Consider the following 17,178-nt stretch of genomic DNA (forward strand, 5'->3'; position numbering starts at 1 on the left):
CGTGGCGTTTTTGCAAGCTTGAACCCGAACCGGCTTAATTCCCTTCAGCGGTAATCGCCAGTTGAGCGGCGTTGATCACGGCGGCAATTCGTCCCACATCCCGCAATTGCGTCGTGCTCATGCCCTCGCCAACGAGGTTTTCATAGTGCGACTTCACGCAAAAGTGGCATTTTCCAACAATGGATGCGGCCAGCGCATACATCTCGAAGCGCCGCTTGTCGACGCCGCCGTGCGTTGCATACGCATTCATCCGTAACGCAGCGGGTTGCGTCTTCAGGTCGGCGTTATCGGCCATTTCCAGGTACGGATACCAGACGTTGTTCATGCCCATCAACGCGGCAGCGGTCAACGCGCCGTTCGTTTCCTCGGCTGACAAAACGCCCGCCGCGCGGATCAGCGCGACAATCTTCGTAGCCTTCGCCGCATAGGCCGCGGCCAGCGCCACGCCCACCGCGTCATTGCCTTCCAGCGATGAACGCGCAATCGTGCCATCCACGTTCAGGCGAATGTCTTTTGCGTAATCGGGAATGAGTTCTTTAATCGATGCGAGGAATTCCATAAATTTCTCCTATCTGATCAGCGATAAAAAAGCCCGCCGGCTCGAGTTTGACTCGCAAAGCTGACGGGCTGGGCGCAAGCCAAGAAGGCCTCGCCGATATGACTTACAGCGTCGAACCGCCGACAGCACGATTGCACGGACACAGTTCGTCCGTTTGCAGGCCGTCGAGAATACGCAGGATTTCCTCCGGATTGCGGCCCACGTTCAGGTTGTTCACCGAGACGTGTTGAATCACGTTGTCCGGGTCGATAACAAACGTTGCGCGCAGCGCCACGCCTGCTTCCTTGTCGCGGATGCCGAGCTGGTCGATCAACTCGCCCTTCACGTCGCCGAACGCATAGTGGTTCAGCTTGTTCAGGTCCTTGTGTTCCCGGCGCCATGCCAGCTTCACGAATTCGTTGTCCACGCTGCCGCCCAGCAACACTGCGTCGCGATCGGCGAAATCGCTGTTCAGCTTCGCGAATTCAACGATTTCCGTCGGGCAGACGAACGTGAAGTCCTTCGGGTAGAAGTACAGGATCTTCCACTTACCAGGGAACGACTGTTCGGTGATGTCTTCAAACGCCGACACGCCATTTTCTTCGTGATGGTTGAAACCCGGCTTTGCAGCAGTAACGGTAAACGCTTCAACTTTATCGCCCACGGTCTTCATATGAATACTCCTGTGTTCGTTGGAAGAGGAAATCAAGACTAGCTGATCGCTGTAACGCTCACATGACGCAACATCAAACTCACGTGAGAAGCTGATGCTTGCGTTGAACGACCCTTACTATAACTCTATTAATTATCAACTTCAATAGATTTTAGCTAATGGTCCGGATAGCTTTTAACGAATGGACCGATAGCATTTTTCTGAAACGATCCGCTTAGCGGAAGGTGCGCTTTTCCATTGCCGGGAAGTCGATGGTCACCTCAAACCCCGCATGCGGATGGCGATTGCGCAGGCGCAGCGTGCCGCGCTGCCGGGTGACGAGCCGTTGCACGATCGCCATGCCGAGCCCGGTGCCGTTGGCCTGCGTGCGCGCCGTATCAACGCGGTAGAACGGCCGCGTAATCAACGCGACCTGATCTTCGGGAATGCCGCGCCCTTCATCCATCACCGACAACTCCACGCGCCCGTGACTGACCCGCGTTTGCAGCGTGATCCGGGCGATATCGTCCATCGCGCTCCGCCCGTATTTGCGCGCGTTCTCCAGCAGGTTGCCGATCACCCGCCGGACGTCGGTCGGATCGCCTTCAATGATCGCGCCCTGGGCCAGGTCGGTTTTCATCAGCACGCCGTCTTCCGCATAGAAACGCGAGGCCATTTCGCCGCCGATCAGCGAGAGATCGACGGCTTCGGCCATCCGTTGCATCGGCCGGGCGTAATCGAGGAAGCGCCCGATGATCATGTCCATCTGTTCGATGTCATCGACCATCGCAAGTTTCGTCGCTTCGTCGGAAGGGCTCATTTCGGTTTCGAGCCGCAAACGCGCGAGCGGCGTGCGCAGGTCGTGCGAGATGCCAGCCAGCATCAACGCCCGGTCGGCGTCGAGCTGTTCGAGGTCCTGCACCATCTGGTTGAAACTGCGATTGGTTTCGGCGGCCACGCCCATGCCGCGTTCGGGCAACGGCTCGGGCGATTGTCCCGAACCAACCCTGCGCGCCGCCAGCGCCAGCCGCGCGAACGGCCGGTTCACGAGGCTGGTGATGAACGCCGCGCCGAATAGCGACAGCGCGAGCGCAAAGACGCCCCAGCCGGCCCATTGCAGGCCGGTGACGTTATCGAGCTGATCGCGGTCGAGCGCCACCCAGTAATCGTCGTCGTCGATCTTGAAGCTAATCCAGACGCCCGGGATATCGTTGACGGATTGTGCGATCACCGTGTCGTTGCCAAGCCGGCCGCGCACGTCGTGCTCGATCAGCCGGTTGAGCGACTCGTCGGGCTGCAGGCGATATTTATCGGTGGTTTCGCGCGGGTATACGCGCACCCCTTCATTGCTCTCCAGATCCTGCAGCAGAGCGCGGCGAAGATCCGGATCGGAATAAAGGAGGGCGGTACGCGTGAGCTTGACCACCGCGACGAGCTGCAGCGCCACGCGCTGTGCGCGCGGTTCGCGTTCGATCACGCGGAAGCTCTGAAACCACGCGGCAATGCTGACCGCAATCAGCAACGCGATCAAGGCGAAGGTCCGCCAGAACAGGCCGCCGAACGCGAGCGTCAGTAGCCGCCTGTCAATCCGCATGATTCGTTGATGCTCTTCTCTTGTGGCGCGCACGGGGCGCGCTTGCCAGAACTCGATCAGGACTCAATCAGGCTGCGCCGTCGGGGATGAAGACGTAACCCAGACCCCACACCGTCTGGATGAAGCGCGGGCTGCTTGGATCCGGCTCGATCAGCTTGCGCAATCTTGAGATCTGCACGTCGAGACTGCGGTCGAAGACTTCGTATTCACGGCCGCGGGCCAGTTCCATCAGCTTTTCACGCGACAGCGGTGCACGCGGGTGCCGCGCGAATACTTTCAGCACCGAGAATTCGCCGGTGGTCAGCGGGATTTCCTGGCCGTTCTTGGTGAGTGTGCGGGTGGCGAGATTCAGCGCAAATTCGCCGAACTCGAAGACTTCGGTGGTTTCGGACGGCGCGCCCGGCAGTTCGGACGGCGACTGGCGACGCAGCACCGCATGAATCCGTGCGACAAGTTCGCGCGGGTTGAACGGCTTCGGCAAATAGTCGTCCGCGCCCATTTCCAGGCCCACGATCCGGTCGACGTCCTCGCCTTTCGCGGTGAGCATGATGATGGGCGTACGGTCGTTGCTGCCCCGCAGACGGCGGCAGATCGACAATCCGTCTTCCCCCGGCAACATCAGGTCGAGCACGAGCAGGTCGAAACGTTCTCGAACCCAGAGCTTGTTCATCGACGGCGCATTTTCAGCGACATAGACGTTGAAGCCCTGTTCGCCGAGATAACGTCGCAAAAGATCGCGCAAACGGGGGTCGTCGTCGACTACGAGTATTTTTGAGGGATTTTTGGTTTCCATGACGGCATCTTAGCGCGATTAGAAAGACGTGCGAGTTTGACTGATTTCTAAGGTAACAGATAGTTACAAAATTTACGGCGAGTGTGGCACGACATAAAGGTTCTATGCGTACACTCCTTTACCTAAGCCCGTCATTCGGTGGATACTCCATTAGTACAACGATTGCGCGTCAGTATCATGGCGGCATTAACCGTCAATTCTGGCATGACACGCAAGCACGCCAAAGAGCCTGAGACTGTCCGGTTGTCGAGCAACGAAGGGAACAACATGAAGGGAGCGCGGCGGCGCATACCTGTGCGCACCAAGCGCATCATCCGACTAACGCTGATCGCTAGCGCGTTTTACGCCGTGTTTGCCGCGCGCACCGCTCTTGCGCAACCATCACAATCCTCCAATCGCAGTTCGTCGACGTTCGATCGTCCTGATTCGTCGTTGTCTTCATCTCCCTCTTCTTCCTCTGCGTCCCGGTATTCGAGTCCGGAGAGCGACAGTTCCGATTTCAACTCGCAACGGCCGAAGAAGCACTTCGATGGCGGCTTCATGCGCGCTCAGCATCGGATGCAAAAACCGCTCAACGGCAATCGCGAACTGCAACCTGCCATGCCGGCCATGCCCGCGCCGCAAAGCGATCCGCAACCGCCCGAGCGGCCGCCGCGGCACGGCGTGATGACCGCGGATGAGCGGCGGCTGCTGCGCCAGCATATCGAGGAAGCGGTCAGGGACCTCTATAAGCGCTGAGGCTTGGCGCAAGCCCTTTGCCGGTGTGAGGCCAAACTTCCGGCCAAGGCCAGCGGCCTTCCGGCTCTAACCGGATGCCGAAGTGGTAACGGCGGTCAACGGGCGCCGCTAGCGCGCCGTTGATTGACATAGCGCGGCCACCGGATTCGCTCCTCAATGCAACCCTCCAGGTTTCCTGACTTTCACGTTGCCCCCGGTTCGCCGGATCGGCGTGGGCGCGGTGTGAGTATTGCCGCGTTGTTCATCGCGTTATGTTTGATGCTAACCAGCGCGTTGACGGCTCAGGCAGCGCAAAACAACACTCCGCGCCGGATGCGCAATGTGCATCGGACGGAAGCGGCGGCGGTCGATGCCGATCCGCTCGATGCCACCGACGCCCGCTTCCTGCTAACCCGCACCGGCTTCGAAGCAGACGCGATCGAGGTCGCCCCGTACATTGGAATGACTCGCGAGCGGGCTGTCGATACATTGCTCGCAGGCGCCCGAACCGAAGCCGCAACCCCGCCTCCCGCGTGGGTCACGGAGCCAATCCCATCGGTTGAAGTGCGGCGTGCGTGGACGCAGGACGAGCGTCGTGACGACCAGCGCGAACAAAGCCGTCGCTACGAAGAGTTGCGTGGCTGGTGGGTACGGGAAATGGTGACCACGCGCTCGCCGCTCACCGAGCGCATGACGCTCTTCTGGCACGATCATTTTCCCTCCGGCGAAGACAAGACTCACTATCCGCAGCTCATGTTCCGGCAGAACGCGCTGCTGCGCCGCGACGCGCTCGGCAATTTCGGCGACTTGCTCCACGCGGTCTCGAAAGATCCGGCCATGCTGCAATACCTCGATGGCGCCGGCAGCCGCAAGGGCCGGCCAAACGAGAACTTCGCACGCGAGGTCATGGAGCTGTTCACGCTGGGCGAGGGACATTACTCACAGCGTGACGTAACCGAAGCCGCGCGGGCCTACACCGGCTGGACGCTGGATCCGGATACGCTGGCTTATCAATTCAATCCGAAGATCCACGATGACGGCGACAAGACCTTCCTCGGCAAGATGGGCAATTTCGATGGCGACCAGGTTCTCGACATTCTCCTGGCTCAACCGGAAACGTCGACCTTCATCACGACCGAACTGTGGCGCGAGTTTATTTCCGATACGCCGGACCCGGCTCAGATAGCATCGATCGCCGAGCGCTTTCGCGAGTCGCACTACGACATCAAGACAGCGTTACGGGGCCTGTTTTTATCGGAGCCGTTCTGGGATGAGCGCAACCGGGGCGTGCTGGTCAAGTCGCCGGCCGAATTCGTGGTCGGAGCCGTGCGCGGATTCGATCTGGGTTATGGCGATCAGGACACAACAGCGCTCGCCGCCCAGGTGCGCAATTTCGGCGAAAATCTCTTTTATCCCCCGAACGTGAAGGGCTGGCCGGGCGGTGAAAACTGGATCAACAGCACCACGCTGCTCGCGCGCAAGCAGTTCATCGAACAGCTGTTCCGCGCGACCGAAGCGCATGGCGTGCGTCCCGCGGCGGCCAATGCGAAGACGAGCGCTATGCCAGGCTCGATGTCAGGTCCAACGCCGAACATGATGACAGCCGCCGCCATGAAACCTGCAGCGATGCAGCGGCCGCATGCGGGTTTGCGTTTCGATCTCGATGCATGGCTCGCGCAATACAACACGACACCGGACGCCCGTCCCAACCTGTCGATGCAATTGCAATTGCAGCGCGCGGTGCTGGCGGTCTCTCCCGCCGACGCCATCGAACCCGACGTCACCAGCAGCGCCTATCTGCGGGCCTTGCTGATGGACCCTGCGTACCAGTTGAAATAGGCGAAATAGGCGGCCCCATGAACCGACGCGACTTCCTCTCGATGACCGGTGCAGCCGGCGCCTTCGCGCTTGCGCCCTCGGCATTCGCCGCAGCGAGCCCGCATCCGGTCGAGATGCGTACGAGCGGGTACGGCAACGTCCTGATCCTGGTCGAACTGAAGGGCGGCAACGACGGCCTGAACACGGTGATTCCGTTCTCCGACCCCGCATACGCCACATTGCGTCCGGGGATCGGCATCAAGCGCGAACAGGTCATCCAGCTCGACCAGCGTACGGGTCTTCATCCCGCCATGCAGCCATTGATGCCGCTCTGGAAGGACCGGCAACTCGCGATCGTGCAGGGCGTCAGTTATCCGCAACCGAATCTCTCGCATTTCCGGTCCATCGAGATCTGGGATACCGGCTCGCGCTCGGATCAATATCTGCACGAAGGCTGGCTCACGCGCACGTTCCGCGCGCAGCCCGTGCCGGCAGGATTCGCTGCCGACGCCGTGGTGATCGGTAGCGCTGAAATGGGGCCGCTTGCGAACGGCGCACGTGCCGTCGCACTCGTGAATCCCGCGCAGTTCGAGAAACAGGCGCGGCTTGCGACGCCGATATCGCTGAAGGAACGCAATCCCGCGCTCGCGCATATCCTGAATGTGGAAAACGAGATCGTGAAAGCGGCTGACCGGCTGCGTCCGCGTGCCGGCCAGTTCGCGCTCAAGACGCAATTTCCGGGTGGTGCATTCGGCACCTCGATCAAGACGGCCATGCAAGTGCTCGCCGCCACCGATACCCCTGCCGGCGTGCCGCAGACGGGGCAGGGCGTGGCGGTGATCCGCCTGACGCTCAATGGGTTCGATACCCATCAGAACCAGCCGGGTCAGCAGGCGGCGTTGCTCAAGCAGTTATCGGAGGGAATGGTTGCGATGCGCTCGGCGCTGGTCGAACTGGGCCGATGGAACGAGACGCTAATCATGACCTATGCCGAGTTTGGCCGGCGGCCCCGCGAGAACCAGAGTAACGGCACGGATCACGGCACGGTCGCACCGCATTTCGTGATGGGCGGCCGAGTGAATGGCGGCCTTCATGGTGTGGCGCCGGACTTGGCAAGGCTGGACGGGAACGGCAATTTGCCGGTGGGCGTGGACTTCAGGCAGATGTACGCGACCGTGCTTGGGTCCTGGTGGGGAATGAATTCCACCGCGGTCCTCGGGCAGAAGTTCGAGACGCTGCCGTTGCTGCGGGCTTGAGGCAAGGCGCGTCAGGAAGCGGAGCGACCCAGCCGGACTTATCGGACGCGCCAACTGATCCACAGTTTGCGGATAGGTGTCAGCGCAATCCGCTGATGGAGTACCTGGAAGTTTTCGCGTTCTATTTCGTCGAGCAAGGCCAGCGATAAAGCCGCTTGCGTCCGCAGCACGCGCTGGGTCGCGCGCTCGTCCGGGGGGATCGCGTCCAGTGACTGCTTGAGCGCTTCGCGTGCCCGGCCGGTCTGGAAGCGCATGAGGTCAGTGAACGCATCGCTGTATTTGCGGTTGATGAGATCGGCCGCGGTCACGTTGAAGCGCTGCATTTCATCGATAGGAATATAAATGCGGCCGTGGCGCGCGTCGTCGCCCACTTCCGCTATACGCTCCGCCAGCATCAACGCCGTGCCAAGCGAATTGGCCCAGCCCGGTGCATCATCCGGGCGGCGTGCACTCGCGCGGGCAACGATCAGGGCAAACGCGCCGCCGACGTTGTCCAGATAACGCCGCAAACCCGTCCAGTCAAGATACCGTGCCTGATCGAGGTCCATGCTGAAGCCGTCGACCAGGTTCTCAATCGATGTCCGCCCTTGCTCGTCGAGAACCGGGGTGTCCGCCCGATGCGCGGCGATCGCCTTCGTCACAGGATGGGCGGGTTCGCCGCCAAACAGGCTGGCCAGTTCCTTTTGCCACCAGGCGTGTTTGGTGCGGCCAATGGTCGGGTCGCTGGTTTCCTTGACGGTGTCCTCCAGCTCCCGGCGCAAAGCGTAGAACGCTGTCAGAAGCGGCTGTCTGGCAGAGGGCGCACGGCGCAGGGCGTAGTACGTGCTGGAGCCATCGGGCGCGGCTTTTTGCTGGCAGTAGTCGTCGAAGTTCACGGCAATGAAAGGTGATGACGGCGTAAGCCGATCAGTCCAGCCCAGAAAAAAAGCCATTGAAACTCAATGGCTCGCACGTGTTCTGGAGACTGGACAGGTAAGGGAGGATGCGGCATTTTCTTTTCGGTGCAGCATGAATCCGGCTCGCTGCGCCGACTCATATACGCGACGTTCAAGCTGAATTATCCCCCGGATGGGAATGTGCTGCAAGGCGGGGCGGAACAGGTGCCGGCACGCGGTGGTGCGGGCCTGTTCCGCGTGGCGCGATCTCGGTTAGATATCCGAAGTAAATGCGCTTGTTACTGCGCCTCGCAAATCACATCGAATTTGAGCAGCTTGGTGGGACCGAACGTATTGCTGATTGCGACGTCGGCGGCATCGCGGCCTCGCGCCATCAACACGCGGCCCATTCGCGGGACGTTGTTGCGCGCGTCGAAGGTCTGCCAGGTTCCGCCGATAAAAGCCTCGAACCACGCCGCGAAATCCATCGCGGTATAAGGCGGCGGCATGCCGGCGTCACTGATATATCCCGTGCAGTAGCGCGCCGGAATGTTCATCGCGCGGCACAGCGTGACAGCCAGATGCGCGAAGTCGCGGCATACGCCCTGACGCTCGTTGAAGGCTTCCCACGCGGTCTTGGTCGGCCGTGCGTGCGCGTAGTTGAACACAATGTGGTTATGCACGAAGTCGCAGATAGCCTGTACTCGCGGGCGTCCCAGCGGCGTATTGCCGAACGTTTTCCACGCGAAGTCTGACAGCAGGTCGGTTTCGCAATATCGGCTGCCAAGCAAAAATACCAGGCATTCGTTGGGCAGGTTTTCGACCGGATGCTGTTCGCCATCCGGCCCGGGTTTTTCAAATTCCGCCGGCACCTCGAGCAATGCCGACGTCGACAGCGCTATCTGGCCCTCGGGCGCGACAATCCGGCTGCACAGGTTGCCGAAGCCATCGCGATACTGCGAGATCGGCACCGGTGGATTGACCACCAGCAGATCGGCCAGCAGGACCTGCGGCGCGAACGAAAAATGCGTGTTCAGCATGAGAAGCATGGGTGTCGGCTGCTGACACTCGTAGACCAGCTCGTAACCAACGCGGAGTTTCATGGGAGTGGCCTTTCTATGGAAGAGGACATCAGCGGTTTTCGGTCACGCTGACCTCGACGTCGAGGCTGCGGAACGAGCCGGGCTCGCCGTTCCAGGTTCCCCATAGCGGGAGGGCCTGATGGTGGTCCCATGCAACCGCGACGCGGATGAGATGACGGTTGCCAATGAGGCTGTTGGTCGGGTCGAAATCGACCCAGCCAGCGCCGGGAAGATAAATTTGCAGCCACGCGTGGGTCGCGCCACCGCCGCGCGTGGTGTCGCGCGCGGCGTCAAGCGGGGTGTCCAGCGGGGTGTCCAGCGGGGTGTCCAGTTCTGGCACGAAGATGTAGCCGCTGACGAACCGCGCGGCCAGGCCCAGCGAGCGTACCGCATCCATCATGAACACGGCGAAGTCCCGGCAACTGCCGGTGCGCAGGCGCAACGTGTCGGCGGGACGATTCACGCCTTTTTCCGTGCGGCGGACGTACTTGAACTCGTCGTTGATCGCCTGGTTGATCTTGCGCAGCAGCGCCATCGTACCCATGGGTTCGCCGGACGTGACGAAACGATTTGCCCAGGCATCGACGTCGCCATCCGGTTCCGGCCGGTTGCGCGCGTTGACGAGGTCCGATGCTTCCTCATTCGTATACGCAAAAGGAAACGTGGCGGCGTAGCGCTCGAGCGCGTAGTCCGGGTGCGGCGCTTCGAAATGCTCGAGTGTGACTTCGCTTTCGAACGCCAACTCCGTTGCCTGGCTATCGAACGTGGCGACGGCCACCGAGTTGTCGAAGATATCGTGCAGCCAGCGCAGGCGCGCCGGTTCCGGCGTGATCTTCAACTGCATGGTGACGAGGCGCAGGTCGTGGCTGGACCTCGGCCGGAACATCATTCGATGTTCGCCGAAATCCACCGGTTCCGAATACCGGTAGACGCTTGTGTGCCGGACGGTAAAGCGTTGTGGCTCGTTCACCTGATGCCACCGCTTAAGCGAAGACCAACAGGCAGAAGGCCGCTGGTGAGCCTGCTCCGCGACCTTACCGCGACTGTCGCGGCCTGGTGGTTGAAAGCCATTGTGGATCCTTGATCGAGGTGGCTGGACTCTCCAGGCACCAGTTTTCAGGATACACGAGACGGTTCGAGCGAAAGAATTCGTTTGCGGCTTGGCCGGCGGCCCCGCGCAGGTGTTTTCCCGCCGCTGGACCGCGGCATATGCACGAAAGCGTCAGGCGAGCACGAGGGAGGACGCGCGCTCGGCGGTGACGGTCGGGCGCAAGTCAATGCGGCCCATCCGCAGCCGCGCGATCAATGCGTGTGTCAGCAAGGCAGCCTGCTGCTCGGCGATTGCCGCCGCTACCCGCGCAACTGGAGCAAACTCCGGCGCCGTGGCAAGCGTCAACGCGACCAGCGCGCTGACATCCTGGCGCGCGATGGCATCGAGTAATCGTTCGATTGCGGGCTCGATTGCGTCCTCGCGATGGACCGTATGCGCTGCGTCCTTGTTTTTCCGATCGTCACGCACCCGGTCTTTCGCGCGATGCACCATTTGCCGGCAGTGCGCGGCGCTCCGGTTGAGGATCTTCGCGATGCTCGCATAGTCCGCCTCGAACGCTTCGCGCAGCAGGAACGCCGCCCGTTCCTCCGCCGACAGCCGGTCGAGCACGAGGCGCATTCCGTACGATAAATCCGATGCCTGTTCCACAAGCGTCTGCGCCGATGGGGCGTGATCGATGGCATTGAACCCGTCGACATTGTCGAAATTATCGGCACCCCCGGGCAACGGCGCTTCATGTTTCAGACGCCGTAAACGGTCGATAGCGGTACGTTTTGCGACGGTTGCGAGCCACGCTGCGGGCGTGTCCAGCGCATTGTCTCCCGTAATCCCCGCTGTGCGCTGGTGCAGATGCCACTTGACGAACGTGTCCTGCACGACGTCCTCGGCGTCCGCGCGCACACCGAGGATCCGGTAAGCGAGCGAAAACAGCCGTGCGCGCGACGCCTCAAAGAGGGCGAACTGCGCCGAGTCGCGATCAATATCCGTATCACCTGTCATGCAAGGTCCCCTCAATGACGTGCTTTCACTCTGTAACGGCCTGACGGCTGGCGCCACGTGAATGTGACAGCCCAGGCAAAAATATATCGCGTGAACGGGCGTCACGCATGGACGGCCTCGTGCGTCATATCGGCTGAGGCATGCATCTTCGCCTCCATCCTCAGGCGATATCGGCAAAAACAAAGACAAAGGAACCGCAGCGAAATGAGTCCCCACAACCTCGGCCTCGTGCCAACCGTCATTGAACACTCCGGACGCGGCGAACGCGCCTACGACGTCTATTCGCGGCTGCTGCGCGAACGCATCATCTTCCTGGTGGGGCCGGTGACGGACCAGACGGCGAGCCTGGTTGTCGCGCAACTGCTGTTTCTCGAAGCCGACAACCCCGAGAAGGACATTGCGCTGTACATCAATTCACCGGGCGGTTCGGTCTACGACGGCATGGCGATCTTCGACACCATGCAGTTCATCCGGCCAGACGTGTCCACCTTGTGCACCGGATTTGCCGCGAGCATGGGGACGTTCCTGCTGACCGCGGGCGCGAAGGGCAAGCGGTTTGCGTTACCCAACGCGCGCATCATGATCCACCAGCCATCGGGCGGCTCGCAGGGCACGGCTGCCGATATTGCCATCCAGGCCGAAGAGGTGCTGTATTCGCGCCGGCGCCTGAACGGGATCATGGCGGAGCGCACGGGGAAGAGCGTAGAGCAGATTGCCGCGGACACCGACCGCGACAATTTCATGTCGGCGGATCAGGCGCGGGAGTACGGGTTGATAGATGAAGTGCTGACGCAGCGAGCCGCTTGAACCCGGTGGCAGCGGCATCGGCTGAAAAACCGGCCGCGCAAATGACGAAGCCTCGCTGTTTTCAGCGAGGCTTCGTTTTCAGCTTGGTGCGTGAGGTCGGACTCGAACCGACACGACATTGCTGCCGTCAGGACCTAAACCTGGTGCGTCTACCAATTTCGCCACTCACGCGCGTTTATGCGGCTAGTTTAAAGCGGGTTCGGGAGGGAGGGGAAACATGCAATCCGTGCCCAATCACCTCGTACCCCTCGTACCATCATCCACCGCGCTTTTGCAACTTCGGGAAAGCGGATTTCCCGGCGACACAGGGGTGTGCGTCGCGCCAAGCCCGGCATTCTAACCGAATCGATGCCCAATGTCTTCATGCGCAATATGCACGCGGATGGACTCACCGGGAGGGTTGGCAGAACTCACCGGATGCGGACGAAGCCAAAACATCGAACATCCGCTGTCGATTCGTCGATACAACCTGAAACTTCCGCCTGACAGCCCGAACCGCATTGCGTGGCACGAACGACGTGCTTACAATCGCCTCTCATTCTCGTTTGTCCGTCTGCGGCTGAAGTTACCCCGATGAATCGCACCTCGCGCAATCGCCTCGTTGCATGGCTCGGCATGGCCACCATGTGGCTGGCTATTGTCGCGCCGGTGATTAGCCAGACGCTGGCGTCGCGTCAGCAGGGTGTCGATCCGCAAGCGGCGATCTGTTCCGCCGATGCCCTCGCGCAGATCGTTCCATCCGCGCTTTCTTCCACGCCGCATGCGGCGGTGGAGAGCCACGAACAAGCGGGCCATCACATGGCCGGCGCCGATTCGTTCGACGCCTGTTCGTATTGCGGCCTGCTGGCGCACAACGTGCCGCTGACGTCCGCCCCGCCTGCCGCGCTGCTGGGAGTCGAACGCGTCACACGCCAGACCGCCGCGCCGGTCGCGCAGGTCGTTCACGTCAAGTCGTTCAACGCCGCGTCTCCGCGCGCGCCGCCCGTCGTTTCCTGAAGTTCGTCCGTATTGATCCGTTCTGGCTGTTTGCCGTGATTACGTGCGCCGTTTAAGCGCTCGTGGCCGGACGGTCTGCGTCCACTTATTCAGGATTTCTTCGATGCTCAAGCTCCTCAAGCGAGCACGGCAGCCATCAGGCTGCCGTGCCGGCGTGCGTTCGCGCGCGCTCACGTTTCATCGGTTCACATTTCATCGCCATGCCTGCTTGCCGCTTTCGCTGCTGGCGCCGGCCTTTGTGCTTGCCGCCCCCGCCGCTGCAACATCGGAAAGCTCGCCCGAAAATACACCCGGTCGTCGCGATGCCGACGCCGATGCAGTCCAGCTCGCCCCGGTCGTTGTCACCAGCACCGCAGTTTCAATGGCGCGTTCTCCGCTCGATCCGAACCTTCCCGCCACGACCGCGACAGTCACCGCCGAGCAGGCGCAATACTGGAACGTGGTCACACCCGAAGACGTGCTGAAGTACGTGCCGAACATGGCGGTGCGCAAGCGGTTTATCGGCGATGTGAATTCGCCCATTGCCGTGCGCGGCACGAGCAATTCGCAAACGGCGCGCGGGCTGGTGTACGCCGATGGCTTGCTGCTCAGCAATTTCCTCGGCAATACGTTCACGTTTGCGCCCCGCTGGTCGATGGTTTTCGCCGACGACATCGAGCACACCGACGTGATCTACGGTCCGTATTCGGCGCTGTATCCCGGCAACTCGATCGGCGCGACGGTGGCCATCACCACACGCATGCCGGAGAAGTTCGAAGCCGATGCCCACGTGCAGGCGTTCAGCCAGCACTTCAATCTGTTCGGCGTGAATCGCAGTTTCAACGGCACGAATTCGTCGGCGACCATCGGCGATAAAAACGGCAACCTGTCCTGGCTGATCGGTGTCGATCATCTGGAAAACACGGGCCAGCCGCTGCAATTCGCGACGCTGGCGGCGTCGGCAATACCGGCGAAGGCGGCCGATCTGCCGGTGACCGGCGCGTATTTCTACAACGACCAGAACAACAATCGCACTGCCGTGCTGGGCGTGACATCGGAAGGGATTGAGCGCACGTTCCAGGACCAGTTCAAGCTGAAACTCGCGTATGACTTAACGCCTGCTTTGCAAGCCGGTTTCACGCTAGGTTACTGGCATCAGAAGTACAACAGCGACACCCAGTCATTTCTCCGCGATGCCACCGGCAACCCGGTCTATAGCGGCCTCGTGAATATTGGCGGCTACGAATACAACGTACCTGCTGCAACGTTTGCGCCGAGCCAGGGAGCCAGCGAAAACTTCCTGTACGGGCTGTCGCTGAAAATGCGCAACGCATCCGGCTGGAACGCGGAAGCTGTAGCGTCATATTTCGATATCACCCAGAGCATTGCACGCACCGCGAATTCGGGGGCGCCGGGCAATGGCGCGGGCACGATCGCATTCGGCGATGGCACCGGCTGGAAAACGCTCGACCTGCGCACCACCTGGACACCGGCCACGCCCGCCGCCGGCCCGGGTGCGCACTGGCTGTCGTTCGGCTATCACTACGACAACTATTTCCTCGACAACGAAACCTACAACACACCCGCCTGGCGCGACGGCGGCGGGACGACATTCGCCAACGCATTCGGCGGACGCACCGAGACGCAAGCCGTGTACGCGCAAGACGCGTGGCGGTTCCTGCCGCGCTGGAAATTCACCTACGGCGCGCGCTACGAGAACTGGAACGCGTATGACGGCACGCGGGCAGTGGGATCTACCTCGCTGCACTACGCTGAAGTCAGCCAGAGCCACTGGTCGCCGAAAGCCTCACTGTCCTTCGATGTCACGCAAGACCTGTTGCTGCGCGCATCGATAGGACGGGCGTACCGCTTCCCGACCGTCGGCGAATTGTTTCAAGGGCAGATCACGGGTTTGTCGATCGTCAATAACAACCCGAACCTGAAGCCGGAAGACGATCTCTCGAAGGAACTGACGGCCGAGTGGCAACACGGTAATGGCGTATATCGATTCACGCTGTTTCAGGACGATGTAAAAAACACGTTGTTCAGCCAGACGAACACCACCGTGATTCCGAACATCACGAACTTTCAGAACATCGACAAGGTGCGTTCGCGGGGTATTGAAACAAGCTACGAAGGGCAGGACGTACTGATTCGCGGCCTGGACCTCACAGCGGGGCTGGCCTACACGCAATCGAAGATCATCGCAAACAGCGGCAACCCGGCGTCGGTGGGCAAGTACTTCTACCGCATCCCGTTGTGGCGCGCGAACATGGCCGCCACCTGGCGCGCGACGAGCCAGAGCGCCGTCACGATCGCCGCGCGTTATTCGGGCCGCGAATACAACACGCTCACTAATACCGATAGCAATCCGAACACCTACGGCGGCACGAGCACATACACGGTCGTCGACGCCAAATTCACCTTCCGTCCTACTAAGCGAACCGAGCTCGGCGTCGGCGTGGATAACCTCTTCGATCACCGTTATTACGTGTTCCATCCGTACGCGGGCCAGACGGTTTATGTCGAAGGCCGGATCGGAATCTGACGCTCGTTTCGGGGCTCCTGGGTCTGTAGTCAACGTATGGAAGGACACCTCATATGCAATCCGCATCTCTTTCCGACGCCCGCCTGGCGGCGCGGCATCGGCTGTTATGGCGCTGGCATTTCTATGCCGGCTTGTTTGTCATGCCGCTGCTGCTGGTCCTCGCGATCACCGGCACGCTGTACTGTTTCCAGCCCCAGATCGAACCGCTGCTGTATCACGACCGCATGATCGTCGATGCCCGCACCGAGCCGCGTCTGAGCCAGCAAGCCTTGCTGGCGAAAGCGGCCGCCGCTGAACCGCACGGCGCCGTGCCGACCGCGGCAGTTGTTAACACCGATCCGCGTCGCAGCGCCGAATTCGTGTTCCGCCTGAAACCCGGATCGAGTGAAAGCGTCTATCTCGATCCCTACACGGGCGAGGTGCTGGGCAGACTGAGCGTCGAGAACCGGTTGATGAAGCAGATTCGCAATTTGCATCGCGGCTTGATGCTGGGCAAGGCCGGCGAGATCCTGATGGAACTGGCGGGTTGCTGGACGCTGGTGATGATCGGAACAGGCATTGCATTGTGGTGGCCGAAGGCGCGTCAGAAGGGTGGCCGGTTCGTGCCACGGTTGTCGTCGTCGAAAGGCCGTGTCTGGTGGCGTGAATTGCACGCGGTCGGCGGTGCATGGCTCGCGCTTGGCGCATTGTTTTTTGTGCTGAGCGGGCTCCCATGGTCGAGCACATGGGGCAAGCAATTCAAGGCGTTGGCGACGTCCGCGCAGCTTGGCTATCCGCAAGGCGCGTGGGGCAAGGCGCATGTGCATTCCGCGAAGCCTGCAATGAACATGGCCGATCCATCGATGGCCGGCATGAAGATGGACGATCTGCCGTTGCCGCAGACCCCGTGGGCAGTGGGCGCCACGCGCGTTCCGCACAGCACCGCGGACAGCGCCGACGCCACTATTGCCCTCGACAAGGTCGTTGCGCTGGCGGCGCAGGCGGGCGTCCGGGATGGCTATGACATCGCGTTGCCTACCACCGCCGAGGGCGTGTACACGGTGTCGTACTTTCCATCCGATCCGCAGGATGAACGCACATTGCACATCGATAGATACAGCGGCCAGATTCTTTCTGACATCGCGTATCCGGATTACGGGCGCGTCGCTCAATGGATTTCGTACGGCACGTCGCTGCACATGGGGCGCTATTTCGGCGTGGCGAACCAGATTCTCGCATCGCTGATCTCGCTCGGACTGGCGGCAATGTCGGTCAGTGGCTTCGTGATGTGGCGCAAACGCAAGCCGGGCAGGGCGATCGGCGCGCCGTCGAAACCGGTTATCGATCCACCGATGCGCGCGTGGGTCGGCGGTTTGACCGCACTCGGCATCGTTTTCCCGATGATGGGTCTGACAATGCTGATTGTGTGGATATCGGACCGCTTGCTGTTCAGTCCCGGCAAAGTTGCCAGTACGCGATGACAGAGCCGACGGC

The 17,178-nt window shown here is 61.2% G+C and carries 15 protein-coding genes and 1 tRNA gene; 7 read left to right on the plus strand and 9 right to left on the minus strand.

Annotation, left to right across the window (positions count from 1 at the left end):
• Positions 1-34: 34 nt before the first annotated feature.
• The 4 genes from ABH944_RS05745 to ompR form a co-directional block, all read right to left on the minus strand.
• Positions 35-559 carry a carboxymuconolactone decarboxylase family protein gene (locus ABH944_RS05745; protein ID WP_062091570.1) on the minus strand — a complete coding sequence of 175 codons (525 nt, stop codon included), beginning with the start codon at positions 557-559 and terminating at the stop codon, positions 35-37.
• Positions 560-662: 103 nt separating this feature from the next.
• The gene (locus tag ABH944_RS05750) at positions 663-1,211 is read right to left on the minus strand and encodes a peroxiredoxin (protein WP_062091571.1); all 549 of its coding nucleotides are present in this window, start codon (positions 1,209-1,211) and stop codon (positions 663-665) included.
• 214 nt (positions 1,212-1,425) lie between these two features.
• Positions 1,426-2,784 (minus strand): ATP-binding protein, encoded by a 1,359-nt coding sequence (locus tag ABH944_RS05755; protein ID WP_062091572.1) that lies wholly within the window; start codon positions 2,782-2,784, stop codon positions 1,426-1,428.
• 67 nt (positions 2,785-2,851) lie between these two features.
• Complete coding sequence (gene ompR, locus ABH944_RS05760) at positions 2,852-3,577, minus strand: osmolarity response regulator transcription factor OmpR (RefSeq protein WP_031359745.1); 726 nt, start codon at positions 3,575-3,577, stop codon at positions 2,852-2,854.
• Between the two features lie 204 nt (positions 3,578-3,781).
• Between ompR and ABH944_RS05765 the strand changes: the two genes are divergently transcribed.
• The 3 genes from ABH944_RS05765 (at position 3,782) to ABH944_RS05775 (ending at position 7,368) form a co-directional block, all read left to right on the plus strand.
• Positions 3,782-4,315, plus strand: a complete 534-nt coding sequence (locus tag ABH944_RS05765; RefSeq protein ID WP_404605205.1) for a hypothetical protein — start codon at positions 3,782-3,784, stop codon at positions 4,313-4,315.
• 312 nt (positions 4,316-4,627) lie between these two features.
• Positions 4,628-6,133 carry a DUF1800 domain-containing protein gene (locus tag ABH944_RS05770; protein WP_404605373.1) on the plus strand — a complete coding sequence of 502 codons (1,506 nt, stop codon included), beginning with the start codon at positions 4,628-4,630 and terminating at the stop codon, positions 6,131-6,133.
• A gap of 17 nt (positions 6,134-6,150) precedes the next feature.
• A complete protein-coding gene (locus ABH944_RS05775) occupies positions 6,151-7,368 on the plus strand; it encodes a DUF1501 domain-containing protein (protein ID WP_404605203.1) in 1,218 nt (405 codons plus the stop codon).
• Between the two features lie 38 nt (positions 7,369-7,406).
• Here ABH944_RS05775 and ABH944_RS05780 read toward each other — a convergent pair whose 3' ends face one another.
• The 4 genes from ABH944_RS05780 to ABH944_RS05795 all read right to left on the minus strand — a co-directional run bounded on the left by ABH944_RS05780 (position 7,407) and on the right by ABH944_RS05795 (position 11,375).
• A complete protein-coding gene (locus ABH944_RS05780; RefSeq protein ID WP_404605201.1) occupies positions 7,407-8,300 on the minus strand; it encodes a squalene/phytoene synthase family protein in 894 nt (297 codons plus the stop codon).
• A gap of 242 nt (positions 8,301-8,542) precedes the next feature.
• Entirely contained in the window at positions 8,543-9,346 is an 804-nt protein-coding gene (locus ABH944_RS05785; RefSeq protein ID WP_404605199.1) for a transglutaminase-like domain-containing protein, read from the minus strand.
• A 28-nt stretch (positions 9,347-9,374) separates the two neighbouring features.
• Positions 9,375-10,295: a transglutaminase family protein gene (locus ABH944_RS05790; RefSeq protein WP_404605197.1), complete on the minus strand. Its 921-nt coding sequence runs from the start codon at positions 10,293-10,295 to the stop codon at positions 9,375-9,377.
• Positions 10,296-10,547: 252 nt separating this feature from the next.
• Positions 10,548-11,375 (minus strand): sigma-70 family RNA polymerase sigma factor, encoded by an 828-nt coding sequence (locus tag ABH944_RS05795; protein WP_404605195.1) that lies wholly within the window; start codon positions 11,373-11,375, stop codon positions 10,548-10,550.
• A 204-nt stretch (positions 11,376-11,579) separates the two neighbouring features.
• On the opposite strand from ABH944_RS05795, the gene clpP reads away from it, so the two are divergent.
• Complete coding sequence (gene clpP, locus ABH944_RS05800) at positions 11,580-12,182, plus strand: ATP-dependent Clp endopeptidase proteolytic subunit ClpP (RefSeq protein WP_404605193.1); 603 nt, start codon at positions 11,580-11,582, stop codon at positions 12,180-12,182.
• Between the two features lie 84 nt (positions 12,183-12,266).
• Here clpP and ABH944_RS05805 read toward each other — a convergent pair.
• Positions 12,267-12,353: transfer RNA gene (locus ABH944_RS05805), tRNA-Leu, on the minus strand.
• A gap of 402 nt (positions 12,354-12,755) precedes the next feature.
• Here ABH944_RS05805 and ABH944_RS05810 point away from each other — a divergent pair.
• The 3 genes from ABH944_RS05810 to ABH944_RS05820 all read left to right on the plus strand — a co-directional run bounded on the left by ABH944_RS05810 (position 12,756) and on the right by ABH944_RS05820 (position 17,165).
• A complete protein-coding gene (locus tag ABH944_RS05810; RefSeq protein ID WP_404605191.1) occupies positions 12,756-13,178 on the plus strand; it encodes a DUF2946 domain-containing protein in 423 nt (140 codons plus the stop codon).
• A 103-nt stretch (positions 13,179-13,281) separates the two neighbouring features.
• The gene (locus tag ABH944_RS05815; RefSeq protein WP_404605189.1) at positions 13,282-15,705 is read left to right on the plus strand and encodes a TonB-dependent receptor; all 2,424 of its coding nucleotides are present in this window, start codon (positions 13,282-13,284) and stop codon (positions 15,703-15,705) included.
• A 53-nt stretch (positions 15,706-15,758) separates the two neighbouring features.
• The gene (locus ABH944_RS05820; protein WP_404605187.1) at positions 15,759-17,165 is read left to right on the plus strand and encodes a PepSY-associated TM helix domain-containing protein; all 1,407 of its coding nucleotides are present in this window, start codon (positions 15,759-15,761) and stop codon (positions 17,163-17,165) included.
• Positions 17,166-17,178: the final 13 nt, after the last annotated feature.

The organism is Caballeronia udeis, assembly GCF_044909315.1.
In the GTDB taxonomy this organism is placed as follows: Bacteria; Pseudomonadota; Gammaproteobacteria; order Burkholderiales; family Burkholderiaceae; genus Caballeronia; species Caballeronia udeis_A.